This window comes from Nocardiopsis sp. JB363 (assembly GCF_900143625.1).
GTDB lineage: Bacteria > Actinomycetota > Actinomycetes > Streptosporangiales > Streptosporangiaceae > Nocardiopsis.
Genome location: NZ_FRFF01000065.1, coordinates 1 through 26604 on the forward strand (window position 1 = coordinate 1; position 26604 = coordinate 26604).

Here is a 26604-nt window from a genome sequence, read left to right on the forward strand (position 1 = left end):
GGCATCGTTTGGTTTTGAAAACAGGCAGGGTGCGGGGAGGTGCTCGGGTGCGTGACTATTCGGTAGTTCGGTACTTCTTGTCAAGTGTCATGACATGACGGGAACACGAGAGTAGGCGACCGCGCAGATCAGGGCGGTCGGTGGGGTCGTGGTCGAAATGCTCTCGGTCATCGTTTACCCGAGGAGGTGGTGGTCGAACACGACGGTCCACAGGCTGTGGACGACCGGCCCGTGGCTCGAACCGCGGCTCGGCCCGTGGCTCGGACCGCGGCTCCGCCCGTGACTCGGCCCGAGTGCTAGCCCGCGAGCAGCTTGTTCACGGAGTCGGGTGAAAGGACCTCCTCGGTGACCATGGCCGCGCACCCGCGCACCCCGGCGTCGTCCCACAGAGTGCTCGGCACGATGCGCAGCCGGCGGGTGGACAGCGCGGTGCACTGTTGGAAGACCACCTCGCGCACCCCCGCGACCAGGTGGTCGTAGGCCTCGGAGAGGTCGCCACCGAGTACGATCACCTCCGGGTTCAACAGGTTGACGGCCCCCGCGAGGGCCCCGCCCAGCCGTCGCCCCGCGTCGCGCACCAGGGTGACGGCCACCGGGTCGCCCTCCCGAGCCAGCGTCACCAGTTCCTGTAGACCCGAGACCTCCTGCCCCTCCTCCGCCGCGAGCGTCAACAGACGCCGACCGCCGGCCACCGCTTCCAAACAGTCGGTGTTGCCGCAGCGGCACGGCAAGCCGCCGCCGTCGCGCACGGGGATGTGCCCGATCTCTCCGGCGGCCCCGAGTGCCCCGCGCAGGAGGTTGCCGCCGGAGACCAGACCCGCGCCGATCCCCGTGGAGACCTTGACGAACACCATGTCGTCGGTCCGGCCGTGGCCGCCCGAGATGTGTTCGCCCAGGGCCATCACGTTCACGTCGTTGTCCACCATGACCGGGACCGGGAAGTGTTCGGCCACGAGCGGGGCCAGGGCCACTCCGGCCCACTTGCTCAGGACGGGTCGGTCATCGGCCCGGCCGGCGTGGAACTCCACGGTGCCGGGCAGCCCGATCCCCACACCGCGGACGTCGTCGGGCGACCGTTCGAGAGACGCGATCTGTTCGCTCCAGGTGTCCAGCAGCCAGGGCACGGTGCTGTCAGGGCCTCGTTCCATGTCGGGGGACCCGGGGGTGCGGATCAGTACCCGCCCGGCGAGATCGCACACGGCGGCCTGGCTGCGGGCCATGCCCAGGGCCCCGGTGAGCACGAGGCCGTGAGAGGCGTTGAACTCCAGCAGTGTGGGCGGCCGACCGCCGCTGGAGGCGGCGCGGGTGCCCTCCGTGACCAGGCCGCCCTCGATCAGTTCGGTGATCCGTAGGGCGACGGACGGACGCGAGAGACCGGTCGCGCGGGCGATCTCCGACCTGCTGGTGGCGCTTCCCGTGCGGATCATCTCCAGGATGTGGCCGCTGGTCGCGGTGGAGGACAGGCGTCCGGGGGTTCTGACCATGCCCCTCATTCAACCATTCACTCGGTCGGCCGCCGTGAAGGCCGTGCGCTTATGTAAATTAATGTTCTGAAGTGTGCTTGGTTTTTTACCATAGTGGGATTAGGGTCGAAACAGGGTCATAAGACCCCAAGCCACGACGTTTCGCACCCCGCACTGGAAGACGTCGTGTCCCTCCCGCCCCCCGATCGCACCTCTCCTTCCTCCCTCCCGCAGGAGCCGACCGAATGCAGCAGCCCGTGACCCGCCGCCCCACCGACCTGGTGGTCTTCGGTGGAACCGGCGATCTGTCGATGCGTAAACTCCTCCCCTCCCTCTACCTCTTGGACCGTGATGGTCACCTGGACGACGGGACACGCGTCATCGCCGTCTCCAAGGACGGACTGACCGACGCCGACCTGCGAGGCAAGGCGGCCTCCGCGGTACGCGGCCACAACGCCGTTCAGGTGGTCGAACCCGAGGTCATGCGCCGCTTCCTCGACCGCCTCCGGCACGTCACGGTGGACGTCGGTGGTGACTCGTCGGGCTGGACGGATCTGACTCGCGCACTCGTCTCCGGTCGTGACCGGGTCTTCTACCTCGCGGTTCCGCCGATGATCTCGGGCGCCATCTGCCTCGGCCTGCGCGACGCCGACCTGGTCACCCCGGGTTCCCGCGTGGTCATGGAGAAGCCGCTGGGTCGCGACCTCGTCTCCTCCCAGGCCGTCAACGACGAGGTCGGAGCGGTCTTCGACGAGTCCCGCATCTACCGGATCGACCACTACCTGGGGAAGGAGACCGTGCAGAACCTGCTCGTGCTGCGGTTCGCCAACGTCTTCCTCGAACCCCTGTGGAACTCCCAGTGGATCGACCACGTGCAGATCACCGTGGCCGAAACCGTCGGTGTGGGCGGTCGCCGCGGTTACTACGACTCCTCCGGCGCCATGCGCGACATGGTCCAGAACCACCTGCTGCAACTGCTCTGTCTCACCGCCATGGAACCGCCGTCCAGTTATGACCGCGACGCCGTCCGCGACGAGAAGCTCAAGGTCCTGCAGTCCTTGAAGCCCGTGCAAGGGGACCGGGTCGCTCAGCACACCGTGCGCGGCCAGTACACACGCGGCAAGGTCCAAGGAGAAGAGGTCCTCGGCTACCTGGACGAGGCGGGAGGCCCGCCCACCAGCGACACCGAGACCTTCGTGGCCCTGCGTGCCGAGGTGGCGAACTGGCGATGGGCCGGGGTCCCCTTCTACCTGCGCACCGGCAAACGCATGTCGAACGCCGATTCGGAGATCGTGATCCGGTTCCGGGACGTGCCGCACACGATCTTCCCCGGCGCCGGCGCGGCCACCGATGCCGGCTCCCTCGTCATCCGGCTCCAGCCGGACGAAGGCATACACCTGACCATGTTGGCCAAGACACCCGGCGCCGGAGCGCTGCGGCTGCGGCCCGTCCCGCTCGAACTCAGCTTCGCCGACACTTTCGCCACCCGCTCACCCGAGGCCTACGAGCGGCTCCTGATGGACGTGTTGGCAGGGGACTCCACCCTCTTCATGCGCCGCGACGAGGTCGAGGCCGCATGGCGATGGGTGGACCCGATCATCCAGGCTTGGGACGACCTCGGCGTCGTCCCCGAGCCCTACCCCGCCGGAAGCGCCGGCCCCGCGGGCGCCGACCGGCTCATCGGCCGTACCGGCCGTAAGTGGCACGAAGAGGAGAGACCCCGATGACCGCGCACCCCGACATTCATCCTGTCGTCGCCGAGGTGACCCGCCGCCTCGCCGAACGCAGCGTCGACACCCGTTCGGCCTACCTGAAGCAGATTCGGGAGGCCGTGAGCAAGGGGCCGACCCGTTCCTCCCTGGGCTGCGCCAACCTGGCCCACGGGTTCGCCGCCTGCGGGGTCGGTGACAAGCTCGCCCTGTCCGGGAACGTGACCCCCAACCTGGCGATCGTCTCCGCCTACAACGACATGTTGTCCGCGCACCAGCCCTTGGAGTCCTACCCCGCGATCATCAAGGCCGCGGTGTCCGAGGCCGGCGGTGTCGCCCAGTTCGCGGGCGGTGTGCCCGCCATGTGCGACGGCATCACCCAGGGTCGTGCGGGCATGGAGCTGTCCCTGTTCAGCCGGGACGTGATCGCGATGGCCACCGCGGTGGCGTTGTCGCATGACATGTTCGACGGGGCGCTCATGCTCGGCGTGTGCGACAAGATCGTGCCCGGCCTGCTCATCGGCGCACTGTCCTTCGGGCACCTGCCGGTGGCGTTCGTGCCCGCCGGACCCATGGCCTCGGGACTGCCCAACAAGGAGAAGGCCCGGGTCCGCCAGAAGTTCGCGGAGGGTCAGGTGGACCGCAAGGAGCTGCTCCAGGCCGAGTCCGCCGCCTACCATTCGCCCGGCACGTGCACCTTCTACGGCACCGCCAACTCCAACCAGATGCTCATGGAGGTCATGGGCCTGCACCTGCCCGGCGCCAGCTTCGAGCAGCCGGGCACCCCGCTCCGGGAGGCCCTGACCGAGGAAGCGGGACGGCGCGTGCTCGCCCACACCGCGCTGGGGGAGGCGCACACCCCGCTCGGTGAGCAGGTCGACGAGAAGGCCATCGTCAACGCGGTGGTCGCGTTGCTGGCCACCGGTGGTTCCAGCAACCACACGCTCCACCTCGTGGCGATCGCCCGCGCGGCCGGCATCCAGCTCACCTGGGACGACTTCGCGGACCTGTCCGAGGTGGTGCCGCTGCTCACCCGCATGTACCCCAACGGCGCCGCCGACGTGAACCGGTTCCACGAGGTGGGCGGCATGGCCTTCCTCATCGGGAGCCTGATCGACGCGGGACTGCTCCACGAGGACGTTCGCACCATCGCCGGCCCTGGACTGGACCGCTACCGTCAGGTGCCCCGACTGGACGAATCCGGCTTGACCTGGGTGGACGGCCCGAAGGACAGCGCCGACAAGACGGTGTTGCGCGGCGCGGGCGACCCCTTCGCCCCCGACGGTGGTCTGCGCATGCTCTCCGGTAATCTCGGCCGCGCCGTCATCAAGGTGTCGGCGGTCGCCCCCGAACGGCGCGTGATCGAGGCCCCGGCCAAGGTCTTCGCCGACCAGGCGGAACTGCAGGAGGCCTTCACCACGGGTGAGCTGACCGGTGACTTCGTCGCGGTGGTGCGTTTCCAGGGTCCGCGTGCCAACGGGATGCCCGAGCTGCACAAGCTCACCCCGCCGCTCGCGGTCCTGCAGGACCGGGGCCAGAAGGTGGCGTTGGTGACCGACGGGCGCATGTCCGGGGCCTCCGGGAAGGTGCCGGCCGCCATCCACGTCTCCCCGGAGGCGGAAGCGGGCGGTCCGCTGGCCAGGGTCCAGGACGGCGACCTCATCCGTCTGGACGCGGTGCGCGGCACACTGGAGGTCCTGGCCGACCTGGAGGGCCGGGAGGACGCGCGTCCCTCCGTCGACTCGTCGGCGGGCACCGGGCGTGAGCTCTTCGCGGCTCTGCGCGGAGCGGTCGGTCCGGCCGAGTCCGGTGCCGGAATCTTCGGTCACTGAGGAATCCGGACACCGAGGAACCCCGGCACCGTGGACCCGCACGACCCCACTCGTACCGAATCAGCTTGGAGAAGCACATGACGACCGTCCCCCGCTCCGGTGAGGACCTGTTCGCCCTCGCCCCGGTCATGCCGGTGGTGGTGTTGGAGAACGCAGAGGACGCCGTGCCCGTGGCTCGCGCGCTGGTGGCGGGCGGTCTGCCCGGCATCGAGATCACCTTGCGGACTCCGGCCGCGCTGGACGCGATCGAGCGCATCGCCAAGGAGGTGCCCGAGGCCGCGGTGGGTGCCGGCACGGTGGTCACCGCGGAGCAGGCCGAAGCGGCCACGAAGGCGGGGGCACGGTTCCTGGTCAGCCCGGGGTGCACCCCTGACCTGGCCCGTGCCATGACGGACACCGGGCTGCCCACGCTGCCGGGGGTGGCCACGGTCTCGGAGGCGATGACCCTGTTGGATCTGGGGCTGACCGCGCTGAAGTTCTTCCCGGCGGAGGCGTCGGGCGGAGCGCGGTTCCTGAAGTCCCTGGGCGGTCCGCTGCCGCAGGTACGCTTCTGCCCGACCGGTGGGATCACCCTCCAGAGCGCGCCGGACTACCTCGCCCTGCCGAACGTGGGCTGTGTGGGCGGGAGCTGGTTGACCCCGACCGACCTGGTCGCCGGGGCCCGCTGGGACGACATCATGGCCCTGGCCCGAGAGGCCGCCGCGCTGCGTTCCTGAACCTCGATACCGCAGACCGCACACCGCCGATCGTCGCTCGGAAGCCGACGGTCGGCGGTGTCATGTCTCGGCGGGAAACGGACCTTGATGCCGGACATGGGGGCATGAAAGTGGAGAAGTCTCGTGAAGGGGATGCCTGAACGCTCCGTAGCGGGCATACTGCACTGCATTCACATGCGTCACAACCACGTGACCCTGTGACCACCCCCCAATTCCACATCGAGGTGCAGACATGGGCGCGACCATGAACCGCGTGACCCTGACGACCGCCGCGTTGACCCTGGCACTCTCGGCCTGCGGATCCGAACCCGAGGACACCGTGGACACGATCGAGTCCGATGCCGAGACGACCCCCGAGGTCCACAGGGCTCTGAGTTTCACCGCCACGACCACCGACGGTGCCGAGTTCGAGGGTGAGTCCCTGGCCGAGTCCGACGCCGTCCTGTGGTTCTGGACCGCGGACTGCGAGGAATGCGTGGGTCAGGCCTCGGTGGTCTCGGCCGCCGACCGGGCGCACGAGGACATCGACTTCCACGGCGTCGTCGGTCGTTCGGACGAGGAAGCCGCCCTCCTCTTCGAGGCCGCCCACGGGATCGACGACATGACCAACCTGGTCGACGAGTTCGGCACCGTCTGGGGTGGCTTCGAGGTGATCAGCCCGCCCTCTTTCGTCTTCCTGCGATCCGACGGCACGCACACCACCGTTCCCGGCGCGATGAACGTGGAGGAGCTGAACGCCGCCATGGAGGACGAACTGGCCTGAGGGCCCGATCCACGCTCAGTCGTCGGCCGGAGCGCGGGAGTCCACCAGCGCGCGTACCCCGTCCAGGACCCGCTCCAGACCGAAGGAGAACTCGTGGTCGGGATCGTAGACCGCCTGGTGTGCCCGGCCGACGGCGGTGCCCACCCGTGAGGCGGTCGGAAACCTCGTGTCGTCGGCCAGCGCCGCCAACAAGGGGTCGTAGGTCCGCCACCACTGCTCGTCGTCCATACCGGAATCCCGGGCCACCTGCTCGGCGCCCAGGGTCTGTCGGACGGTGCTCTCCACGTAGCCGTTGACCAGGTTGACGGTGGAGTCCATCTCGACCTCGCTCAGGTTCAGACCGTCCACCGCGGAGAGCTCGTGGTCGTATTTCGCGATGAGGTTGGGCCCCAACAGGCGTGTGGTGATCACCTGCAGCATCCATGGGTGGCGTACGTACAGGGCCCGGTTGGCGAACGCGATCCGCCGCAACCTCTCGCGCCAGGCACCGGAGCGGTCGTCCGTGTCCAGGTCACCGTAGGCGGCGTCGACCATGAGGTCGAGGAGTTCGCCCTTGCCCGGGACGTAGGTGTACAGCGACATCGTGCCCACACCGAGCGCGTCGGCGACCCTGCGCATGGACAGCGCCGCGATGCCTTCGGAATCGGCGAGTCGGGTGGCCGCCACCACGATCCGGTCGACGTTGAGCCCCGGTTTCCCCCGACCACGGCTGGTCGGCTCCTGGGTGCGCCATAGGAGGGACAGGCTGCGCGCGGGGTCACCGCTCTTACTGTGCTGCGGGGGCATGGGTCCGTCCTGGTCCTGATCCTGGCCCGTAGGGCGTACCGGCCAGTGTACGTCCGCGGGTTCTCTCTGGCCGTCCCGCGGCGGGAACGGGAGAGAAGGGGCCGGACGGGACCGGGCCGAAGCGGACGAGGGAGGGCGGGAGGGGGCGGGTCCACGGCCCCGTGGACTCAGCCGCTCAGGTTGCGGTACTTGTGCACGCACAGCGGAGCGAACACGGCCACGAGAAGCAGGGGCCAGACGACCGCCATCAGCGGCGCGTTCTGCGTGATCCAGGTGTCCCCGCCCGCCACCGGGTTGCCGAACAGTCCGCGTACCGCCGCGACCGTGGACGACATCGGGTTCCAATCGGCGATGGTCCCCAACCACAGGGGCATCGTCGCCGTGGCCACGAACGTGTTCGACAGGAAACCGATCGGGAATTCCAGGGTCTGGATGACGCTGACGGCACCCTGTCCCCGGGCGAGGAGACCTACGTAGACACCGATCCACACCAAAGCGAAACGGAGCAGGAGCAGCAGCCCGAAACCGGCCAGGGCCTCGGTAAAGGTGCCGTGCCAGCGCCAACCGACGAGCATCCCGAACCCGACCAGGACGGTCAGTGCCAGGGTCGAGCGCAGCATGTCCGCCAGGCAGCGGCCCACGACCACCGCGGAGGACGCCATGGGCAGCGAACGGAACCGGTCGGTGACCCCGCGGGCGGCGTCCATGGTCACGGCGGTGACCGTTTCCCCCAGACCGAACACCATGGCCATGGCGAACATGCCGGGCATCAGGTACTCGGTGTAGTCCCCGCCGTCGGGCACCGACATGGACCCGCCGAGCAGATATACGAACATCAACACCATGAGCACCGGGAACAGCAGGCCGAAACCGATCTCCCAGGGCTGACGCGTCCAGTGGACGAGGTCGCGTCCGGCCACCGTCCAGCCGTCCGTGACGGCCCAACGTGCTCGGGACAGCGGGCCTCGCGGCCGGACGGGTACGGGGGTTTCGCTGGTCGAGGGGTGCGTTCGGGTGACGCTCATCGGGCGACCTCCGTCGTGGTGTTCGGAGAGTGTTCTCCGCTGTCGGTCAGGTGGAGAAAAACCTCGTCGAGGGTGGGGCGGCGCAACAGGACGTCGGCCACTCCGACCGCCTCTTCGTCCAGGACACGGACCGAGCGGGTCAAGGCGGCCACGCGGTCGTCCACCTCGGCGCTGAGCCGGCGTCCTTCGAGGTCCACGTCCACGGGGTGTCCGGTGGCCTCCGCGACCAGTGCGGCGGCACGGTCCAGGGCCGTCCCGTCGGTCAGGACCACGTCGATGCGGTCCCCACCGATCCGGGTCTTGAGTTCGGTGGGGGTGCCCTCGGCGATCACTCGACCGGTGTCGATCACCGAGATCGTCCGGGCCAGCCGGTCGGCCTCCTCCAGGTACTGGGTGGTGAGCAGGACGGTGGTGCCGTCGTCGACGAGGTCGCGCACCGCCGACCACACCTCCTCGCGACCGCGCGGGTCGAGCCCGACGGTGGGTTCGTCGAGGAACATCACCGGCGGCGCCAGGATCATCCCGGCGGCCAGGTCGAGCCTGCGGCGCATGCCACCGGAGTAGGTTCCGACCGGGCGGTCGCCGCTGTCGGACAGCCCGAAGCGCTCCAAGAGTTCGTCGGCCCGGCGGGCGGCCGCACGACCTCCCAGGTGGTAGAGGCAGCCGAAGAGCCTCAGGTTCTGGCGGCCGCTGAGGATCTCGTCGACGGCGGCGTTCTGGCCCACCAGACCGATCCGGTAGCGGACCTCGGAGCCCTGGGTGGCCACGTCGTACCCGGCGACCTCGGCGGTGCCCTCGTGGTGGCGGAGCAGGGTGGTGAGCACGCGCACGGCGGTGGACTTGCCGGCGCCGTTGGGTCCGAGGAGTCCGTGCACGGTGCCGGGTTCGACCTCCAGGTCGAAGCCGCGCAGGGCCCATTCGTCCTTGAACCTACGGCCGAGTCCTCGTGCGCTGATCGCTTTCCGCGTGGGTGCCATGAGTCCCTCTCCTGGTTCGTACTTCGTACAGTACGGTGTACGGAACAGGGAACGCGTGACCTCCTCGGATGATTCCTTATGCGCTAAGGAATTCCGAGGTTTTTCTGTCGCTACAGGTCAGAGTGGGTTGTGGTCGGGGTGGTCCTCGATGAGGAAGGCTCCGGCGGCAGCGGCGTCGGCGGTGATCCTGGCGGCCTGATGGATGTGCCTCTCGGTGACGGGTTCACGGCAGACCAGGAGCCGGTGGTAGATCGGTGCGACCGATGCTCGAACCACCTCCTCGATGTCGGACCCCTCGGGGGCCTCGCCCCGGGCGACCGCCTCGGCCACGAGCACCGAAGAACGCCGGTGACGGTCGGCCATGTAGGCGCGCAGCGCTTCGGCGGCCGTATCGGAGTCGAAGGCCGCCGCGATCGTCGCGTACGAGATTCTCCGCTCCGGAGCCACGGCGAAACCGGCGGCGACCTCTTCGTTCAGGGAGATCAGGTCGGTGTACAGCGACCCGGTGCGGACGGGTTCCCAGTGCCACCCGGACGCCCAGTCCAGCGCTTGTGCGAGGAGTCCCTCCACGCCGCCCCAGCGCCGGTAGACCGTGGCCTTGTGGACCCCGGAGCGGGAGGCGATGCGGTCGACGCTGATGCGTTGGTATCCCTGTTCGCCCAATTCGTCGAGGGTGGCCCGCATGACCGCCGCGGTGTTGCGCGCGGTCCTGCCTCCGGGGCGGGCGCTTCCCGGATCGCTGTCAGTGGAACTCATACCGCGACTCTAGTTGCATTTACCCTCGCCGCGTGTCATCCTGCTAATGCGACCATCGTCGCGTTCGTCCACCCGAGGAGGAGATCACCATGGGCCCACGTTCGAGGACCGCACGTCCACAGCCCATCTCCACCCACTTCGGGAGGCCCCATGACATGCGCCGTCATCTGCGACCGGCTCACCTACTCCTGGCCTGACGGCACCATCGCGCTCGCCGGTCTGGACGCCGCCTTCGGAGGCGGGCGCACCGGGCTGATCGGCCGGAACGGATCGGGCAAGTCCACCTTGCTCCGACTGGTCGCCGGACACCTCACCCCGACCTCCGGGACCGTCGCGGTCGACGGGGACGTGGGATACCTGGCCCAGTCGCTGCCCCTGGCCACCGGGGCGACCGTCGCCGAACTGCTCGGGATCGATCGGGTGCGCGCAGCCCTGCACGTCATCGAGGCAGGACGGGCCACCGAGGTCGATTTCGCCGAGGTCGGCGACGACTGGGACATCGAGGAACGGGCTCTGGCCCACCTGAACCGCTTCGGTGTCGACCTCGCCCCACCGGCCGGCTGCCCATGGGTCTCCACCGGCCCGCTCAAGAACCGGCGCGGCCGCACCGCGTCGGGGGCTTCCATCGGAGACAGGAGAGCAGAAGGACACGGTGGTCATGGGGGTCGCGCCGGGGCTCCCGGGGGCGTCGGGGACATGGAGTACCCGGCTTCTTCGGGCGAGGAAGGGTGGTCGGGTGAGCAGAAGGAACCGGTGGGAGCCGCGGGTTCTCCGCTGGATCGACGGGTCGCCACCCTTTCCGGAGGAGAGACCGTCCTGACCGCTCTGGCCGGAATAGCCCTGCGCCGACCCGCCATCACCCTGCTGGACGAGCCCACCAACAACCTCGATCGGTCGGCTCGGGAGCGCCTCTACCGGGCGGTCGAACACTGGCCAGGGGTGCTCATCGTGGTCAGCCACGACACGGAGCTCCTGGAACTGGTCGACCAGATCGCCGAGCTCCGTGACGGAGGTCTGCGCACCTGGGGAGGGAATTTCTGCGACTACACCGAACAACTCGCCGTCGAACAGGAGGCCGCGCGACGGACCGTGCGGGCCGCCGAGGCCGAGGTGCGTAGGGAGAAGCGTCAGCTGGCCGAAGCCCAGATCAAGCTGGCCCGACGGGTCCGCTTCGGACAGAAGAAGTACGACACCAAACGCGAACCTCGGGTCATCATGAACCAGCGCAAGCGCGAAGCACAGGTCTCGGCGGGCAAGCACCGCATCCTGCTGGAGGACAGGCTCACCGAGGCACGTGAAGGGCTCGACGTGGCGGAGGACACGATGCGCGACGATCCCGCCATCCGGATCGACCTGCCGCACACCGAGGTCCCGGCCGGACAGGACGTTCTCCGACTGGACACGTGGACACCGGGGGAGGGGGCCACCCGCCCACCAGAGTCGACGTGCGGCGGGAGAGGGACGCCTCCGACCGTGGCGAACGGGCGGTTGTACCTACGCGGTCCCGAACGGGTGGCGATCACCGGTCCGAACGGTTCCGGGAAGACGACCCTGCTGCGCGCGATCGTCGCCGCGGTCGGTGGGGATCGGCCGGAACCAAGCGGCCACACTTCTCCGGTCCGGGTCGCTCACGTGATCGATCGGGTCGGTTACCTGCCCCAACGACTGGACAACCTGGACGAGGGGCTGAGCGTGCTCGACAACCTGCGCGTCGCCGCACCTTCCGCCGGGGTCCAGGACTTGCGTGCCGGGTTGGCCCGATTCCTGCTTCGCGGAGATCGGGTGGAGCAGAGGGTCGCGGACCTGTCCGGTGGTGAGCGCTTCCGGGTGGCTCTGGCCCGCATCCTGCTGGCCGACGAACCACCACGGCTGTTGATCCTGGACGAGCCCACCAACAACCTCGACCTGGAGAGCCGGGAGCAATTGGTGCGGGCGTTGAACGTCTACCGGGGCGCGCTGTTGGTGGTCGGCCACGACCATGCCTTCCTCGCACAGGTCGGGGCCGGGCGCCGGTGGGTGGTGGAACGCGATCGACCACCGGTGGAAGCGGAGCCGGTGCGGACGCCCCTGTCCGGGTGAACAGCTCAGGTCGAGGCCGGTAGGGCGGACCTCGTGGGGTCAGGAGGTGGTGGTGCGGTGTCGGTGGAGGATTTCGAGGACGAAGCCGGGGATGAGGAGGGCGTCCCACCGTTCGGGAGCGACCCAGTCGAGTTCTTGACCTTCGGTGAGGGTCAGGGCGCGGGGGTCGCCCTCCCAGATGGCGGAGAAGAAGGTGAGGTACTGCCCGGAGCCGTTGACGTCGGGGGCATCGCAGAACTCGGTGAGTCCTTCGACGGTGAGACCGGCCTCCTCCTGGAGTTCGCGGACGATGGCCTCGCGCGGGGCCTCCCCTTCCTCGCAACCACCGCCCAGAGTGCTCCAGTGGCCGGGCCAGGCGATGCCGGGGATGTCGTCGCGCAGGTGCATCAGATACCGTCCGGCGCCGTTGGTGATGATGGCCATCGCGCCATGGGTGGAAGGAGGGATCGTCATGTCGCTCACGCTAGGTCACGGGGCGTTCCAAGGCCCATCCTGTGGGGCTCCTATGGGGCGGGGGTGTGCGCCACGAGGGCGGCGGTCAGGGTTTGGCCGGACAACCCACCAGGTGATCCTCGACCACCCCGGTGGCCTGGAGATAGGAGTAGGTGATGGTGCCGCCGACGAAGGTGAACCCGCGCCGCTTGAGGTCGCGGCTCAGCCGGTCGGCGAGCGGGGTGGTCACCGGAACCTCCTCGGGTGTGGTCCAGTGGCCCACCACCGGGGTGCCGTCCACTCGGTCCCACAGGTAGGCGTCGAAGCTTCCGAACTCCTCGCGCACCCGTAGGAAGGCCTGTGCGTTGCGTACCGCCGAACCGACCTTGAGGCGGTTGCGGATGATCCCCGGGTCCGACAGCAGGCGGTCCGTTTCGGTCTGCCTGTAGTCGGCGATCCGATCGAAGTCGAAACCGTCCATCGCCCGCCGATAGTTCTCGCGCTTGTTCAGCACCGTGGCCCAGGACAGACCGGCCTGCGCACCTTCCAGCACGAGCATCTCGAACAGGTAGTGGTCCTCGTGCGAGGGTCGCCCCCATTCGCCGTCGTGGTAGGCGGTCATGAGCTCGGAGGTGTTCCGGGCCCAAGCACAGCGTGGATCGTCGACGTCGGGCACGGGGGCTCCTTGTGGGCTGGTCGGTGCGGGGCATGTCCATCGTCCCCGAGGTCGACGACCATCCAACACATGGCGCGTTCGGCAAAACACGTTGAGCCGTTCGCCGGAGGAGGCGAGGATGCGTGGGTGACGAACACGAATGCTGGGACCGTACCGACCGGCGCTCCTCGGGTGCGCCTGGTGGAGATGACCGAACCCGTCCTGGTCGCCCTGAAGGAGGGGGACACCTCGACCGCCGGGAAGTTGGTGGGCGCGGAACTGGGCCCGCACTTCGCCGAGGAGGAGATGCGCTGGCTCAGCGGTTACCGCCTGGACCAGTTGCGTGCGGTGCCGGCGCGTGCCGGTTGGTTGACCAACGTCGTGGTCGACGCCGACGACGGCAGGGCGGTCGGTCACGCGGGTTTCCACGGGCCACCGGATGAGCGCAGGAGTGTGGAGATCGGATATTCCGTCGTGCCGGAGCTGCGGCGTCGGGGTTACGCACGTGCGACGGTGGCGGAGCTGCTGCGGCGGGCCGACGCGTCGCCGGAGGTGGTGACGGTCTGTGCCTCGATCAGCCCGGACAACGCCGGTTCGCTCGCCACCATCGCCGGTTTCGGCTTCGAACGGGTCGGTGAGCAGTGGGACGAGCGTGACGGCCTGGAGCACATCTTCGAGCGGCCCTCGCCCTTGCCGGGGGAATCGGCTCGGGGGTAGCGTTCCCCTAGGTATCTCGACATCAAGGTAAATACGGTTTCGCCTCGACCCCCCCCCGGAGGACGCACGTGAGTGCCCTGGAGATCACCGACCTCAGACGTGTCTACCGGCGAAAAGGGGGTGCGGACCTGGCCGCCCTGCGCGGAGTCACCCTCGATATCCCCGAAGGCGAGGTGCACGGGCTGCTCGGACCCAACGGCGCGGGCGACGGAACCCTGGACCGAACCGAGAGGAACGTATGACGGCCCCCGACACCTCCACCGCGCTCGGCTTCGGTCTCCACCATGTCCAGATCGCCCTCCCCCCGGGTGGTGAGCAGGGCTGCCGTGCTTTCTACGTGGGCGTCCTCGGCTTCGTCGAGATCCCCAAGCCCCCGGTTCTGGCGGCCCGCGGAGGCCTGTGGGTGCGCGCCGACGCCCTGGAGATCCACCTGGGAGTCGAGAAGGGATTCATCCCGCAGCGCAAGGCGCACCCCGGCATCCTCGTGCGTGAGATCGACACCCTCGCCGAGCGGATCACCGCGGCCGGACACGAGGTGACCTGGGATGACGCCTTCCCCGGCTATCGACGTTTCCACGTTTTCGACAACAACGGCAACCGGCTGGAGTTCCTCAGCCCGCAGGAGTGAGCACGAGCACCCGCCGCCCGGGCCGGGAAGCGACGTCCGGCCCGAGCGCGTCCTCGGATCCTCAGTCGGTGCCGTGCCAGGAGGCCCACAGAGCCGCGTACGCACCACCGGCGGCGATGAGTTCGTCGTGCGGTCCGATCTCGGTGATCCGACCGCCCTCCACCACCGCCACCCGGTCCGCGTCGTGCGCCGTGTGCAGTCGGTGTGCGATCGCGATCACCGTCCGACCCTCCAACACCGCGGCCAGGGACCGTTCCGCCGCTCGGGCCGTTCTCGGATCCAGGAGTGAGGTGGCCTCGTCGAGCACCACCGTGTGCGGGTCGAGCAGCACCACCCGGGCCAGTGCCACCTGCTGGGCGCGGGCCGGGTCCAGATCCACGCCGCCCGAACCCACCGCGGTGTCCAACCCCTCGGGCAGGTCCCGGACCCAGCCGGCGTCCACGGCCGCCAAGGCCGCGAGCAGCCGAGTGTCATCGGCATCCGGGGCGGCGATCGCGATGTTCTCCCGCAACGAACCCGTGAACACGTGGTGTTCCTGGTCGACCAGGACGACGCGTTCGCGCAGCACCCCGGGTGAAAGGGCACCGACGGGCACCCCACCGACCAGTACCCGGCCCGAACCGGGCACGTCCGCGCCGGACAGCAACCGCCCGATGGTGGTCTTGCCCGCCCCAGAAGGACCCACCACCGCGATCCGCTCACCGGGGCGGATCTCCAGATCGATGCCGCGCAGTACGTCATGACCGGGTACGTACGCGTAGCGCACATCCACCAGTGTGATCCCGTCGCCCTCCGGCACCGGGCCGGGCGTGGTGGACTCCTCCGGCAGTCGCTGCATCCCGCGCAGACGGGCGAAGGACGCGGTGGCCCGCTGGATCTGCTCCACCCACTGGGTCAACCGGATCATCGGGTTCACCGCCTGCTCGATGTAGAGCAGACAGGTCACCAGAGCGCCCAGTGCGATCCCACCGTTGAGATACAGCACACCGCCCACCAACAGGGCGATGGCGCTCGGCATCATGAAACCGCCCTCGGCGAAGGGGAACAGGACCGTGCGCAGACGCAGGGTGCCGCGCCGTGCCCGGTACAGCAGACCCACGTCCCGGTCGGTCATTTCGATCCGGTCCCCCTGGATGCCCAGACCCTCCACCGTGCGACCGCCCTCGGCGGTGGCGGACACGTTCTCCAACGCCCCGGACAGGGTCGAACCCTCCGCCAGGTAGGCCTGCCGGGACCGTCGCAGGTACCAGCGGACCACCGGTACCACCAACGGGATCGAGACCACAACGCACAACCCCAACAGCGGGCTGATCCAGAAGATCGCGCCGAACAGCACCACGAGCTGGAACGTGTGCAGCGCGATGTCGGGGAGGGCCCCGCGCAGTGTCTCTCCCACTGTTGCCACGTCCGCCGAGGCCCGGGTGGTGAGGTCGCCCGTGCCCGAACGTTCCACCACCCGGGTGGGCAGGGACAACGCCCGGCCCACGAAGTCCTCGCGGAGCCGCCGCAGGACGTGTTCGCCGAACCGGTAGGTGGAACGGCGCGCGTACCGGGTGAGTACGAGTTGGGCGCAGGCCGCCACCACCACACCGACGGCCATCAGGTCCACGGCGGCCAGGGTGGCGGTGCCGTCCTCCACCATGTCGATGATCCGACCCAGCAGGTAGGGGCCGACCAGCCCCGCCGCTCCGGCGAGCAGCGTCAGGACCACCAACCGGGTGACCCGTCCGCGTTCGGTGCGCAGCAGCTCGGTGGTGTCGCGGCGTACCTGGGTCCGGTCGGCGACCGGAAGTCGTTCGCTCATGTCCCGGCCTCCTCGTCGGCACCGCGCAGAACCAGGGCCCGGTAGTCGCCCCTGGTCTGGGCCAGCTCCCCGTGCGTGCCGACGGCGGCCACCTTCCCGTCCACGAGGAGGACGACCCGGTCCGCGCGGTCCAACAGCAGTGGCGAGGTGCCCACGACTACGGTGGTACGCCCGGAGCGTGCTTCGTGGAGGCGTTCGGCGATCGCCGCCTCGGTGTGCGAGTCCACCGCCGAGGTGGGTTCCACCAGCACCAGGACCTCGGCGTCGGCGAGCAGTGCCCGTGCGAGTCGGACCCGCTGGCGCTGCCCTCCGGAGAGGTTGCGCCCCTGGGGCTCCACCCATGAGTCCAGGCCGTCGGGCATCGCGTCGAGGACGTCGGTGGCCGCGGCCACGCGCAGTGCCTCGCTCAGCTCCGCGTCGGTACGGCCGCCGTGCGGGTCCAAGGCCTCGCGCAGCGGGCCCGCGAACAGGTAGGCCCCGTTGTCGCTGAGCAGCAGGCGTTCGCGGACCTCGGTGAGCTCCACGTCGCGCAACGGGGCTCCGCCCCAGATGACCTCCGAGTCGATGTAGCGGCACAACCGGTCCGCGACGGCGGCGGCCTCCTTCGGGGACGCGGCCACCAGGGCCGTGGTCGTGCAGGGCACGACCGTCACCCCCGAGGCCGGATCGTCCAGCTCGGATCCGGGTGCGGGCCCCGCCCGGTTCACCCCGCTCCCGGCCGACGGCGGCTCCATGTGGAGGACCCGAAGCACTCGTCGGACCGAGACCAACCCCTGGGTGATCCCGGTGGCGCCCTCGATCAGGAAGAAGGTCGGCAGGATGAGGACGGCCACGTACGCGTAGACCGCCACGGTCTCGCCCACGGTGATCTGGTCGAGCACCGCCAGACGCGCGGCCACCCAGGTCACCACACCCAGGAACACCACGGGCAGACAGGCGCTCACGGCGTGGAACCAGCTGGTGGTCTCGCTGACCCGGTAGCCCTGCCCGAGCAGGGCCCCGGACCGTTCCTCGTAACGGCGGGCGAAGTGCTCCTTGCCGCCGATCCCGCACAGAACCCGCAGCCCGGACACGATGTCGGCGGCCAGCGCGGTGGCCGCGCCCTGGTGTTCTCGGTAGGTCCTCTGCCGCCCGTGCAGCCGACCGAGAAGGGGACCGACCACCAACGCCAGCACCGGGACGCCGAACACCACGATCGCGGCCAAGGGCGGCGACATGGTGAAGAGCAGGATCGCGACCCCCACGTACGCGATGACCGAACCCACCCCGGGCCCGGTCATGGTGAGGATGTGCGCGATGAGCAGGACGTCGGCGGCCTGGACGGTGGAGAGCTCACCCGAGGAGACCCTCCGGGCCAGGGACGCCCCCAACACGGTCGAGTGCCGGGTCACCACGCGCATCGTCCGGTGCGCGGCGTCCATGCGCACCAGTGACATCGTGCGGTGCCGCAGGACCGACAGGGCCGCGTTGAGGAGGGTCACCGCGACCAGCATCGCCACCCACAGGAAGAGGGCGCGGGGGTTCTCGGCCCGAAGGCCGTCGTCGATGGCGCGGGACAGCAGGTACGGCGGGACCATCAGGACACCCATCCACAGGGTGCCGTAGAGGGCGCCGCGCAGTACCCGCCAGGGCTGACAGGAGATGAGCCACCACACGAAGCGCCCGGGCCCGCGAAGGTCGGGGACGCCGGTGGGAGGAAGCGCGGAACGGGGGAGGGGCAGGCTTCCCCAAGGGCCGGGGACTCGCGTCGTCTGGGCCAAACGGGCCTCCTGGGGGTGGGGGTTCCCCATCGAATCAGAGGCCGGGGCCCGGATCACGTTCGGGTCGCGCTCGGGGTGCGGGAGATGTCCGAGAGAGGGGTGAGGGGGCTGTCGTGCACTTCGAGTACGAGGTCCCCATTTCCGTCCCGAACCGAATGGTGATCCTGGTGATTTTCGGTGATGAACAGGGCCGAATTCGTATAACGCCTGCGTCACGAATGGTCGCCATCCTCATATATCGCCTGAGAACGCGCATCATAAGTCGTTGGTGAACCGCCGAACAGAAGAGGTGACCGAAGATGGCCGACCCGGCCGACGTAGGCGGCGGGAACAGAAAGAGGCTCCTACTCCTGGGTGGTGCGGCGGTGTTGGTCCTCGCGGTCCTGGCCACCGCCCTCACCTTGGGGGACCGCTTCACCTGCGGAGGGCCGGGCAGCGGTGTCCGGGAAATCCAGGGCGAGTGCATCGGCATTACGGACGGCTCCTTCGAATTCGCCGACGAGTTCGCGCACGTCACCGATCTCATCCGTGCCGAGAACGAGCGCATCGACGCCCTCGACGGGCCCATCGTCCGCGTCGCCTTCCTCGGCACCCTCAGCTTCGAGGAGGTCGGCCCGATGGACCCGACCCGGATGCGCGGAGCCTTGGAGGGCGCCTACACCGCGCAGATCCGCGCGAACGACACCCGCGCCTACGGTGACCCCACCCCCCAGATCCAGTTGGTCCTGGCGAACATGGGCGGCCGGCAGGGGTCCTGGGAACCGGTCGTGGACGACCTGGTCGCCATGTCGCAGGACGAGGAACGCCGCCTCGTCGCCGTCACCGGCATGGGGGTCAGCATCGAGTCGACCAGGGACGTCGCCGAGGAACTCCACGAGCACGACATCCCCATGATCTCCTCCGCGGTCACCGCCGACGGACTCGCGCACGGCCCGGAGGGGATCGACGACGCCGGCGACGCGGAGAATCCGGCCTTGCCCGGGGTGATCCGGGTGGCGCCCAGCAACAACGAATACGTCAAGGCGCTGAAGACCTACCTGGAAGGTCTCGACGGCACCGCCCGCGCCGTCATCGTGCACGACCAGACCGAACCCGATCTGTTCGTCTCCACCCTGAAGAGTGCCTACGACGAACACCTGAGCGCGTACACCGAGGGGCGTTCCGTCCAGACCTACAGGGGCACCACCGTCGGTGACACCCCACCCGCCGGCCTGTTCTCCGACGTGTCCGGCAACGTGTGCGCGACCGACGCCGACACCATCCTCTTCGCCGGCCGCGCACCCGATCTGGACGCGTTCCTGGACAGCCTCAAGTACAGCGTCTGCGACCGCCCGATGCGGATCCTCTTCGTCTCCACCGGGATGAGCATGCTCAACCAGGAGGAGGAGATGCGGCTCATCGAGGAACAGGACATCACGTTGGTGTACGCCACCGGCGTCGACCCGCGCTGGAACGACGCGCCCGCCGGTTCCTCCGGTGTTCCGGAGGGTTACCCGGCCTTCCACGACGCCTACCTGGACCACTTCGGCGAGGAGGACATCGACCGCGAACGGCTCGCCAACGGGTACGCCCTCGTCAACCACGACGCGGTCGCGGTGGCCGCCGCGGCCATCCGGATGACCAACGAACAGGGCAACGAGCAGGTGGCGCCGAACGCCGAGTCGGTCCAGGCCCGGCTCATGCTGCTCAACACCCGCAACAATCAGATCAAGGTGGGCGGCGGCAAGCTCAGCTACAGCCCGGAGAGCGCGGGCGAGGCCATCGGACGGTACGTCCCGATCGTCGAGCTGCCGTTCGACGCCGACGCCGACGCCGCGCCGGAGCCGCACATCATCACCGGCGAATAGACCGCACCCTGAGACACCGTTCGTGAGGGCGAGACCCTCACGAACGGAGGGTGGGCGTGTGACATGCGGCGGGACGCACGGTAGAACAGCACGGACGTCCCCGATGCCGTGATCCGGCGCCGATGAACGAGGAGCACGAACCCTTGACCGACAACCCTTTTCTGTCACCCAGCACACTGCCCTACGGGCTCCCGGACTTCGCGAGGATCCGCGAAGAGCACTACCGGCCCGCCTTCGACCAGGGCGTGGCCGAGCACCTCGCCGAGGTGGCGGCGATCGTCGCCGACCCGGAGGAGCCCACCTTCGAGAACACCATCGCCGCCCTGGAACGCTCGGGACGCACCCTGCAACGGGTCGAGACCGTCCTGCACACCCTCGCCGGTTCCGACGCCACCGACGCCATCCAGGAACTGGAGGCCGAACTCGCCCCCCGCGCCACCCAGCACCAGGACGCCATCCTGCTGGACCGGGGGCTCTGGGACCGCATCAAGCGGGTCACCACCACCGACCCCGAGGAGTCCAGACTCCTGGAGCGGTACCGGCTCGACTTCGTCCAGGCGGGCGCCGACCTGGACGACGCCGAGCAGGCACGCATGCGCGACCTCAACACCGAGATCGCCGAGCTCGGTACGGAGTTCGCCCGCGACCTGGTCCGGGCCTCCACGGAGTCCGCCCTGGTCACCCAGGACGTCTCCGACCTCGACGGGCTCGACGAGGCCTGGCTCCAAGCCATCGAGAACGATGGCGAGTACGTGCTGCCGCTGCTCAACACGACCGTGCAGCCGGCCCTGGCCCGGTTGAACGACCGCGCCACCCGCGAGAAGCTCTACAACCTCAGCGTGGAGCGCGCCCCGGCGAACCTGGAGATCGCCAAGCGCGTCGCGGCGATCCGCGCCGAACAGGCCGGACTGCGCGGTTACCCCGACCACGCCGCCTACAAGGTCGCGGACCAGACCGCCAAGACCGTCGACGCGGTCGAGGAACGTCTCGGTCAGCTGGTGGGGCCTGCGCGACGCAACGTCGAGCGTGAGGCCGCCGAACTGGCCGAGCACGCCGGTCACGACATCGAGCCGTGGGACTGGCCGTACTACGCGGAGCAGGTCCGTAAGGCCCGCTACGACTTCGACGAGAACGCCCTGCGCCCCTACTTCGAGCTGGGCCGGGTGATCGAGGACGGGGTCCTGTACGCGGCCACGCGCCTGTACGGCGTCACCTTCACCGAACGTTCCGACCTGAGCGGATACCACCCCGACACACGGGTGTGGGAGGTCTTCGACGGCGACGGCACCGCGCTCGGCCTGTTCCTGCTCGACCCCTACGCTCGGCCGACCAAACGCGGCGGGGCGTGGATGCACAATCTCGTCGACCAGTCCTACCTGATGGACGAGCGGCCCGTGGTGGTGAACAACCTCAACATCACCAAGCCGATGTCGGGGGCCACCCTGCTCACCTTCGACGAGGTGGAGACCGCCTTCCACGAATTCGGCCACGCCCTGCACGGGCTACTGTCGGCGGTGCGCTACCCGCGGGTCGAGGGCACGAGCGTGCCGCGCGACTTCGTGGAGTTCCCGTCCCAGGTCAACGAGATGTGGGCGACCTGGCCGGAGATCCTCGCGAACTACGCCAAGCACCACGAGACGGGTGAGCCCGTCCCGGTCGAACTGGTGGAGCGGCTCACCGCGGCGGAGAAGTTCAACCAGGGCTTCTCGACCTTCGAGTACTTGGCCGCCGCGCTGCTGGACTGGTCGTGGCACCGCATCGAGCCCGGGACGACGGTGGAGCACGCCCAGGTCTTCGAGAACAAGGCACTGGAGAAGGTGGGCGCCCTGCACCCGCTGGTCCGTCCCCGGTACCGGACCTCGTACTTCATGCACGTGTTCTCCAACGACTACAGCGCCGGCTACTACTCCTACGTGTGGAGCGAGGTGCTGGACGCCGAGAGCGTGGAGTGGTTCAAGGCCAACGGCGGGCTGCTCCGGGAGAACGGCGACCGTTTCCGCGAGAAGGTGCTGGCCGTGGGCGGCAGCGTCGACCCGATGGAGGCCGTCACCGACTTCCTGGGCCGTGAGCCCGGCATGGAGCCGCTGCTGGCCCGCAAGGGTCTGAAGTAGACAGGAGGGCCGCCCCTGATCTCGGGGCGGCCCCTTCACCTATCGCTTGTCGGTCCCATAGGCCTTGAAGTTCGGGCCGGTCCGCTCGTGCAGCACGATACCGACCGACACCGACACGTTGAGGGACTCGGTGGAGCTGACCATCGGGATGGAGATCGACGCGGAGGCCGCCTCCTCGAACAGCTCCGACGCTCCGCCCTTCTCACTGCCGAACAGCAGCGCGAGCCGCTCCGGGTTGTCCCCCAGGGACTTGAGCGGGACCTCGCCGTTGGAGTCGAGCACCACCATCGGGATGGCCTCCTCGCGGATGAAGGAGATGGCCTCCTCGCGGGTGGCCAGGACGATGGGCATGGAGAAGACGTAGCCACGGCTGGACCGGATCAGCCGCCGGTCGGCGACGCTGGTGAGGTCGCTGTCGACGAGCACGATCCCGGAAGCGCCCAGCGCCAGCGCTGAACGGGTGATGGCACCGATGTTGCCGACGATCTTCACCCCGTCGAGCACGACGACGTCGCCGCTGCGCTTGGCGAGGTCGCTGAACCGCGACGGCCGCGGCACCCGAGCGATACCGAACGTCTTGGGCTTGCGCTCACCCTTGAAGACCTGGTTGACGACCGAGGTGGCGAACAGCCGGACCGGGATGTTCCGCTCCCGGCACAGGTCCAGCAGTTCCGCGGGCGGAGGCTGGGTCTCGATCCCGTAGATCTCGGCGAACTCCACACCGGCCTTGAGGCACTGGACAAGGGGCTCGGGGTCCTCGATCAGGGTCGTCTTGATGTTGGACCTGGAACCCTTGGTGACATCGATGATCCTTCGGACCGCGGGATCGGAGGCGCTTTCGATGATTTCCAGGTTGTCCATGGGCCCGTTTCTCGTGTGCTGTGGGTGTGTCGGTTGGGTCGTTTCCCAACGTCGACCGAACTCCTCAGTCTGCCACGCTTCCCGGAGCGACCCTTCCGACCCAACCGGCTCGACCGTCCTAGGGTCGCCGCGGTTCTCCCAGCCCCGCGCGTTCACGGACCCGTCGGCCGAGTCCCTCCACCGCGCGGAGCGCGTCCCGCACGTCCCGGTGCGAGGGGGAGAAGGGCAACCTGTGAATGGTCTCCTCCGGCGCCATGGCGGCCTCCACCACCCGGTCCAACACCGCATCGTCGGCGTCGCCCAGGCCCGCCTCGGTGAGTGTGGTGGGAAGCCCCACCCGTGCGGTGAACTCTGCGAACTCCTCCACCTCGGCGGTGGCGGCGCCCTCCAACAACAGCTGGGTGAGGGAGCCGATGTTCACCTTCTCCCCGTGTGCCAGGTGGTGGGTCTCGTCGACCGCCGTGAGGCCGTCGTGCACCGCGTGCGCGGCCGCGAGCCCTCCGGACTCGAAGCCCAGTCCGGACAGGAGGGTGGCCGCCTCGACGACCGCTTCGACGTCGGGGGTCACCAGGTTCCGGTCCACGGCGTCCAACGCGGGCAGCGCGGATTCCCACAGGATGTCCCAGGACAACCGGGCCAAGGCGGTCCCGGCCTGGGTGGGGCGACCCTCCACCATGTTGGCCGCGTCGGTACCCCGAAGAGCGCGGGCCTCGATCCAGGTGGCCAGAGCGTCCCCGATACCCGCCGCGAGGAACTTCGTGGGAGCTTGCGCCACGAGTTGGGTGTCGACCACCACCAGAGCCGGGTTGCGGTCATAGAACCGGTAGGACTCGAAGGAACCCTTCTCGGTGTAGACCACGGACAGGGCCGAGGTGGGGGCGTCGGTGGAGGCCACCGTCGCCGCGCTCGCCCACGGGACCCCGGCGTTGGCACCGGCGCCCTTGGCCGCGTCGATCGCGGCGCCGCCGCCCAACCCGACGATGATGTCGTGTCCGCCCTGGCGGATGACCTCGGCGACCCGTTCCGACTCGGCCTTGGTGGGTATCCCGCCGAACCGTTCGAAGATGAGGGGGACCTTCGCCCGTTCGAAGGAACGCTCCAGGGTCTCCCCGGTCAGATCGCGTACCACGTCGTCGGTCAGGACCAACGGCGTCTTCCCCAGCGCACCCACCAAGGAACCGAGCTCGGCCATCGCGTCTCGACCTTGGACATAACGGCTCGGTGAGGCGAAGACGCGCAACGACGGTGTCTGTTCGGCCATGGTTTCCCCCTTCGAAAACGGCACTCCCTCTCGGCCTGGCCACGGGTCCGGTGTCCCAAACGTGACGTGGCCGAGGTCGCACCGCTTCTTTGCCCGATCCCTTCGACGCGTCGAGCGTGGAGCTCCTCGCGGAGGCGCCTCGGACCGGCATGCGTCGCACGTCGGCCGAGCGGTCGGTGCCGTCTCGCGTCGGCACGTTCCAGGGCCCATGGGCCACAGGGGACCAACAAAAAAGACCTGGGGCTTCTCTCGTGCAGAGGAAGAGAGAAACCCCAGGTCAGGGCGGAAACGATAGCACGGTCGTCATGTTCTCGTGCCGTTCGACGGCCCGATCCGATAGGCCGCTTCCAAGGACGGCGTGGATCCTCGGACGAAGGGCGGGCCGGACGCGGCAGGGCCCCTCGGCGACGGAACGGCCCGGTGGACGCTCGACGTCCCCGCCATGTGGTCAAGTGCTCATCGTTCCCAGGACGAGCTGGTCACTGGAACCCGGGAGGAATGGTCATGAGGTCGATTCCCCACATCAGGGGCAGCATGTTGAGCACTCCTACTACGATGAGGATCAGGGCGATAATATTCAGCCAGAACCCGGTTTTGACCATTCCCATGATCGTCACCTTTCCGGTGCCGAACATGATCGCGTTCGGAGGGGTGCCCACCGGAAGCATGAACGCGCAGTTCGCGGCCATCGCGCAGGGGACCATCAACGCGTACGGGTGAATATTAAGAGAAATCGCGAAAGCGGCCATGACCGGAAGAATCATGGTTGCCGTCGCGGCGTTCGAGGTGATCTCCGTCAGGAAGAGCACGAGCGTGGTCGCGATGATGATGACCAGGATCACGTTGACCCCGTCGAGCATGCGCAGCTGCTCGCCGATCCAGGAAGAGAGGCCGGTTTCGACGAACCCGGCAGCAATGGCCAGTCCGCCACCGAAGAGCAGGAGGATACCCCAGGGGATCTTCTTCGAGTCCTCCCATCGGAGGATCCGCTGCTCCCTTTTGTTGCGAGTCGGCAATGTGAACAGGATCACCGTCGCGACGATCGCGATGACGCCGTCGCTGATGCCTGGGAGAAGGTCTTCCCAGATGAAGGATCGAGTCACCCACATGAACGCCGCTCCGAGGAACACGCAGAGTACGGCCTTTTCCTCAGTGGACATTCTGCCGAGAGCCCGCTTCTCCCCCCGGATGATCTCCTTGCCGCCGGGAAGGTGCTTGAACCTGACCTTGAAGACGATGTTCGTCAGGTAGAACCAAGCGAAGGCGAGGAGGATGACGACGATCGGAAGTCCGAACACCATCCATCCACCGAACGAGATGCTCTCGTCGAAAATCTCCCCGACCGTTGCCGCGAGAATGGCGAGCGGTGGTGTACCGATGAGCGTACCGAGGCCGCCGATGGTGGCCGCGTAACCGATGCCGAACACCATGGACTTCTCGAACTTCGGCAGATCTTCGGCGTATTCTCCACCCCGCAGTGAACGGGCGGCCTGATATACGACCGCCAGCCCGACGGGGATCATCATCATGGTGGCAGCGGTGTTGGAGACCCACATCGACAGGAACCCTGCCGCGACCATGAAGCCGAGGATGATACGACGCGGACTCGTGCCGATGATCGAGACGATCGAGAGGGCGATGCGTTGATGAAGATTCCATTTCTCCATCGCGATCGCGATGGAGAACCCTCCGAGGAACAGGAAGATGATGTCGTTGCCGTACGCCGCGACTACGGAATCCCCGTCCAAGGCGCCGCTCAGCGGTAGGAGCGCGACCGGGAGCAAAGACGTGACCGGGATGGGTATCGCCTCGGTGATCCACCAGGTCGCGACCCAGAGAGTGGTGGCGAGGACCGCCTTCCCCTCCGGCGAGAGACCTTCGGGGTCGAAGAACACGAGCGTTGCCACGAACAGCAACGGGCCGAGCACCAGGCCGATGAGGCGTGCGGGTGTGTACCCGGGGCCGGGGCCGGTGGACTCTTCATCCGCTTCCGAGGTCGATTCCGAGTTCTCAAGACCGTCGTGGGACTCAGCGGGACCGCCGGCACCGTCCCTGTTCGATGTCACCATTTCCGCGCGTGGCGACTTCCTACGCTGGGAGAAGGTCAGGAGCTCTTTGATCTCTCGGTGTGATGCCCACAGGTTTCCCCATATGGAATGCAGATAAGAGTTTGCCATTTCATGCCTTCTTGGTCTTTTGCTCGGCTCGGCTTGCTGGGGGAAGCGGCTTTGGTGGCATCAGGTTCGACGCCGGCCATGAAGGAAAATGGGATCGTATGTAATTCGCAAGGGGGAAGAGCCCATTTTTGTTGTGGAGGCGTTCCTTTGGTGGCACTCGTTGTTCAGATGATGGTGCGCGCTGCCTCGGAGCGGTCGTACGTGATGCCGAAGACGGCGGCTCCCGTAGCCACGGCCGGCCCGGG

22 protein-coding genes are annotated in these 26604 nt (G+C 68.4%); 10 read left to right on the forward strand and 12 right to left on the reverse strand.

Features of this window, described 5'->3' with window-relative positions; translation table 11 throughout:
• Positions 1-296: 296 nt before the first annotated feature.
• Positions 297-1484 (reverse strand): ROK family transcriptional regulator, encoded by a 1188-nt coding sequence (locus BQ8420_RS10000; protein ID WP_087097649.1) that lies wholly within the window; start codon positions 1482-1484, stop codon positions 297-299.
• A 224-nt stretch (positions 1485-1708) separates the two neighbouring features.
• On the opposite strand from BQ8420_RS10000, the gene zwf reads away from it, so the two are divergent.
• From zwf to BQ8420_RS10020, 4 genes are all read left to right on the forward strand, one after another.
• Positions 1709-3190, forward strand: coding sequence for a glucose-6-phosphate dehydrogenase (gene zwf / locus BQ8420_RS10005; protein WP_087097651.1), 1482 nt, complete (start codon positions 1709-1711; stop codon positions 3188-3190).
• Positions 3187-5004, forward strand: a complete 1818-nt coding sequence (edd, locus tag BQ8420_RS10010; protein WP_087097653.1) for a phosphogluconate dehydratase — start codon at positions 3187-3189, stop codon at positions 5002-5004. Before zwf ends, edd begins: the two co-directional genes overlap by 4 nt.
• 77 nt (positions 5005-5081) lie before the next feature.
• Complete coding sequence (locus BQ8420_RS10015) at positions 5082-5720, forward strand: bifunctional 4-hydroxy-2-oxoglutarate aldolase/2-dehydro-3-deoxy-phosphogluconate aldolase (RefSeq protein ID WP_087097655.1); 639 nt, start codon at positions 5082-5084, stop codon at positions 5718-5720.
• Positions 5721-5952: 232 nt separating this feature from the next.
• Complete coding sequence (locus BQ8420_RS10020; protein WP_087097657.1) at positions 5953-6483, forward strand: thioredoxin family protein; 531 nt, start codon at positions 5953-5955, stop codon at positions 6481-6483.
• A 15-nt stretch (positions 6484-6498) separates the two neighbouring features.
• On the opposite strand, the gene BQ8420_RS10025 is transcribed toward BQ8420_RS10020, so the two are convergent.
• The 4 genes from BQ8420_RS10025 to BQ8420_RS10040 all read right to left on the reverse strand — a co-directional run bounded on the left by BQ8420_RS10025 (position 6499) and on the right by BQ8420_RS10040 (position 10027).
• Entirely contained in the window at positions 6499-7269 is a 771-nt protein-coding gene (locus tag BQ8420_RS10025) for a TetR/AcrR family transcriptional regulator (protein ID WP_087097659.1), read from the reverse strand.
• A 167-nt stretch (positions 7270-7436) separates the two neighbouring features.
• Complete coding sequence (locus BQ8420_RS10030) at positions 7437-8294, reverse strand: ABC transporter permease (protein ID WP_087097662.1); 858 nt, start codon at positions 8292-8294, stop codon at positions 7437-7439.
• Positions 8291-9271 (reverse strand): ATP-binding cassette domain-containing protein, encoded by a 981-nt coding sequence (locus BQ8420_RS10035; protein ID WP_087097664.1) that lies wholly within the window; start codon positions 9269-9271, stop codon positions 8291-8293. Before BQ8420_RS10035 ends, BQ8420_RS10030 begins: the two co-directional genes overlap by 4 nt.
• Positions 9272-9388: 117 nt before the next feature.
• Positions 9389-10027: a TetR/AcrR family transcriptional regulator gene (locus tag BQ8420_RS10040; protein WP_087097667.1), complete on the reverse strand. Its 639-nt coding sequence runs from the start codon at positions 10025-10027 to the stop codon at positions 9389-9391.
• A 150-nt stretch (positions 10028-10177) separates the two neighbouring features.
• On the opposite strand from BQ8420_RS10040, the gene BQ8420_RS10045 reads away from it, so the two are divergent.
• Positions 10178-12106 (forward strand): ABC-F family ATP-binding cassette domain-containing protein, encoded by a 1929-nt coding sequence (locus tag BQ8420_RS10045; protein WP_087097669.1) that lies wholly within the window; start codon positions 10178-10180, stop codon positions 12104-12106.
• A 39-nt stretch (positions 12107-12145) separates the two neighbouring features.
• On the opposite strand, the gene BQ8420_RS10050 is transcribed toward BQ8420_RS10045, so the two are convergent.
• The gene (locus BQ8420_RS10050; protein WP_235006034.1) at positions 12146-12559 is read right to left on the reverse strand and encodes an NUDIX domain-containing protein; all 414 of its coding nucleotides are present in this window, start codon (positions 12557-12559) and stop codon (positions 12146-12148) included.
• A gap of 85 nt (positions 12560-12644) precedes the next feature.
• Positions 12645-13214 (reverse strand): DNA-3-methyladenine glycosylase I, encoded by a 570-nt coding sequence (locus BQ8420_RS10055; protein ID WP_087097671.1) that lies wholly within the window; start codon positions 13212-13214, stop codon positions 12645-12647.
• A 126-nt stretch (positions 13215-13340) separates the two neighbouring features.
• On the opposite strand from BQ8420_RS10055, the gene BQ8420_RS10060 reads away from it, so the two are divergent.
• From BQ8420_RS10060 to BQ8420_RS10065, 3 genes are all read left to right on the forward strand, one after another.
• The gene (locus tag BQ8420_RS10060) at positions 13341-13910 is read left to right on the forward strand and encodes a GNAT family N-acetyltransferase (protein ID WP_235006035.1); all 570 of its coding nucleotides are present in this window, start codon (positions 13341-13343) and stop codon (positions 13908-13910) included.
• A 68-nt stretch (positions 13911-13978) separates the two neighbouring features.
• Positions 13979-14152, forward strand: coding sequence for a hypothetical protein (locus tag BQ8420_RS31360; protein ID WP_200815879.1), 174 nt, complete (start codon positions 13979-13981; stop codon positions 14150-14152).
• Positions 14149-14538 (forward strand): glyoxalase, encoded by a 390-nt coding sequence (locus BQ8420_RS10065; protein ID WP_087097675.1) that lies wholly within the window; start codon positions 14149-14151, stop codon positions 14536-14538. Before BQ8420_RS31360 ends, BQ8420_RS10065 begins: the two co-directional genes overlap by 4 nt.
• Positions 14539-14599: 61 nt before the next feature.
• Here the strand turns inward: BQ8420_RS10065 and BQ8420_RS10070 are convergent, their stop codons facing one another.
• Both BQ8420_RS10070 and BQ8420_RS10075 read right to left on the reverse strand, forming a co-directional pair.
• The gene (locus BQ8420_RS10070) at positions 14600-16342 is read right to left on the reverse strand and encodes an ABC transporter ATP-binding protein (protein WP_087097677.1); all 1743 of its coding nucleotides are present in this window, start codon (positions 16340-16342) and stop codon (positions 14600-14602) included.
• A complete protein-coding gene (locus tag BQ8420_RS10075; protein WP_235006036.1) occupies positions 16339-18102 on the reverse strand; it encodes an ABC transporter ATP-binding protein in 1764 nt (587 codons plus the stop codon). Before BQ8420_RS10075 ends, BQ8420_RS10070 begins: the two co-directional genes overlap by 4 nt.
• A 299-nt stretch (positions 18103-18401) precedes the next feature.
• Between BQ8420_RS10075 and BQ8420_RS10080 the strand changes: the two genes are divergently transcribed.
• Positions 18402-19949: an ABC transporter substrate-binding protein gene (locus BQ8420_RS10080; protein WP_087097679.1), complete on the forward strand. Its 1548-nt coding sequence runs from the start codon at positions 18402-18404 to the stop codon at positions 19947-19949.
• A gap of 143 nt (positions 19950-20092) precedes the next feature.
• On the forward strand, positions 20093-22060 hold the full coding sequence (locus BQ8420_RS10085; protein ID WP_087097746.1) for a M3 family metallopeptidase: 1968 nt from the start codon (positions 20093-20095) through the stop codon (positions 22058-22060).
• A 39-nt stretch (positions 22061-22099) separates the two neighbouring features.
• On the opposite strand, the gene nshR is transcribed toward BQ8420_RS10085, so the two are convergent.
• The 3 genes from nshR to BQ8420_RS10100 form a co-directional block, all read right to left on the reverse strand.
• Positions 22100-22921 (reverse strand): NshR/TsnR family 23S rRNA methyltransferase, encoded by an 822-nt coding sequence (nshR, locus tag BQ8420_RS10090; RefSeq protein ID WP_087097681.1) that lies wholly within the window; start codon positions 22919-22921, stop codon positions 22100-22102.
• 118 nt (positions 22922-23039) lie between these two features.
• The gene (locus BQ8420_RS10095; RefSeq protein WP_087097683.1) at positions 23040-24182 is read right to left on the reverse strand and encodes a glycerol dehydrogenase; all 1143 of its coding nucleotides are present in this window, start codon (positions 24180-24182) and stop codon (positions 23040-23042) included.
• Between the two features lie 479 nt (positions 24183-24661).
• Positions 24662-26359 carry an SLC13 family permease gene (locus tag BQ8420_RS10100; RefSeq protein WP_087097685.1) on the reverse strand — a complete coding sequence of 566 codons (1698 nt, stop codon included), beginning with the start codon at positions 26357-26359 and terminating at the stop codon, positions 24662-24664.
• Positions 26360-26604: the final 245 nt, after the last annotated feature.

What these genes read in the sequence shown, in the direction of transcription:
- BQ8420_RS10020 (WP_087097657.1), top strand. Translation starts at nt 5,953, where the DNA reads ATGGGCGCGACCATGAACCGCGTGACCCTGACGACCGCCGCGTTGACC.
- BQ8420_RS10065 (WP_087097675.1), top strand. Translation starts at nt 14,149, where the DNA reads ATGACGGCCCCCGACACCTCCACCGCGCTCGGCTTCGGTCTCCACCAT.
- BQ8420_RS10080 (WP_087097679.1), top strand. Translation starts at nt 18,402, where the DNA reads ATGGCCGACCCGGCCGACGTAGGCGGCGGGAACAGAAAGAGGCTCCTA.
- BQ8420_RS10070 (WP_087097677.1), bottom strand. Translation starts at nt 16,342, where the DNA reads ATGAGCGAACGACTTCCGGTCGCCGACCGGACCCAGGTACGCCGCGAC.
- BQ8420_RS10025 (WP_087097659.1), bottom strand. Translation starts at nt 7,269, where the DNA reads ATGCCCCCGCAGCACAGTAAGAGCGGTGACCCCGCGCGCAGCCTGTCC.
- BQ8420_RS10095 (WP_087097683.1), bottom strand. Translation starts at nt 24,182, where the DNA reads ATGGCCGAACAGACACCGTCGTTGCGCGTCTTCGCCTCACCGAGCCGT.
- BQ8420_RS10000 (WP_087097649.1), bottom strand. Translation starts at nt 1,484, where the DNA reads ATGGTCAGAACCCCCGGACGCCTGTCCTCCACCGCGACCAGCGGCCAC.
- nshR (WP_087097681.1), bottom strand. Translation starts at nt 22,921, where the DNA reads ATGGACAACCTGGAAATCATCGAAAGCGCCTCCGATCCCGCGGTCCGA.
- BQ8420_RS10035 (WP_087097664.1), bottom strand. Translation starts at nt 9,271, where the DNA reads ATGGCACCCACGCGGAAAGCGATCAGCGCACGAGGACTCGGCCGTAGG.
- BQ8420_RS10040 (WP_087097667.1), bottom strand. Translation starts at nt 10,027, where the DNA reads ATGAGTTCCACTGACAGCGATCCGGGAAGCGCCCGCCCCGGAGGCAGG.
- BQ8420_RS10045 (WP_087097669.1), top strand. Translation starts at nt 10,178, where the DNA reads ATGACATGCGCCGTCATCTGCGACCGGCTCACCTACTCCTGGCCTGAC.
- BQ8420_RS10100 (WP_087097685.1), bottom strand. Translation starts at nt 26,359, where the DNA reads ATGGCAAACTCTTATCTGCATTCCATATGGGGAAACCTGTGGGCATCA.
- BQ8420_RS10050 (WP_235006034.1), bottom strand. Translation starts at nt 12,559, where the DNA reads ATGACGATCCCTCCTTCCACCCATGGCGCGATGGCCATCATCACCAAC.
- BQ8420_RS10030 (WP_087097662.1), bottom strand. Translation starts at nt 8,294, where the DNA reads ATGAGCGTCACCCGAACGCACCCCTCGACCAGCGAAACCCCCGTACCC.
- BQ8420_RS10015 (WP_087097655.1), top strand. Translation starts at nt 5,082, where the DNA reads ATGACGACCGTCCCCCGCTCCGGTGAGGACCTGTTCGCCCTCGCCCCG.
- zwf (WP_087097651.1), top strand. Translation starts at nt 1,709, where the DNA reads ATGCAGCAGCCCGTGACCCGCCGCCCCACCGACCTGGTGGTCTTCGGT.
- edd (WP_087097653.1), top strand. Translation starts at nt 3,187, where the DNA reads ATGACCGCGCACCCCGACATTCATCCTGTCGTCGCCGAGGTGACCCGC.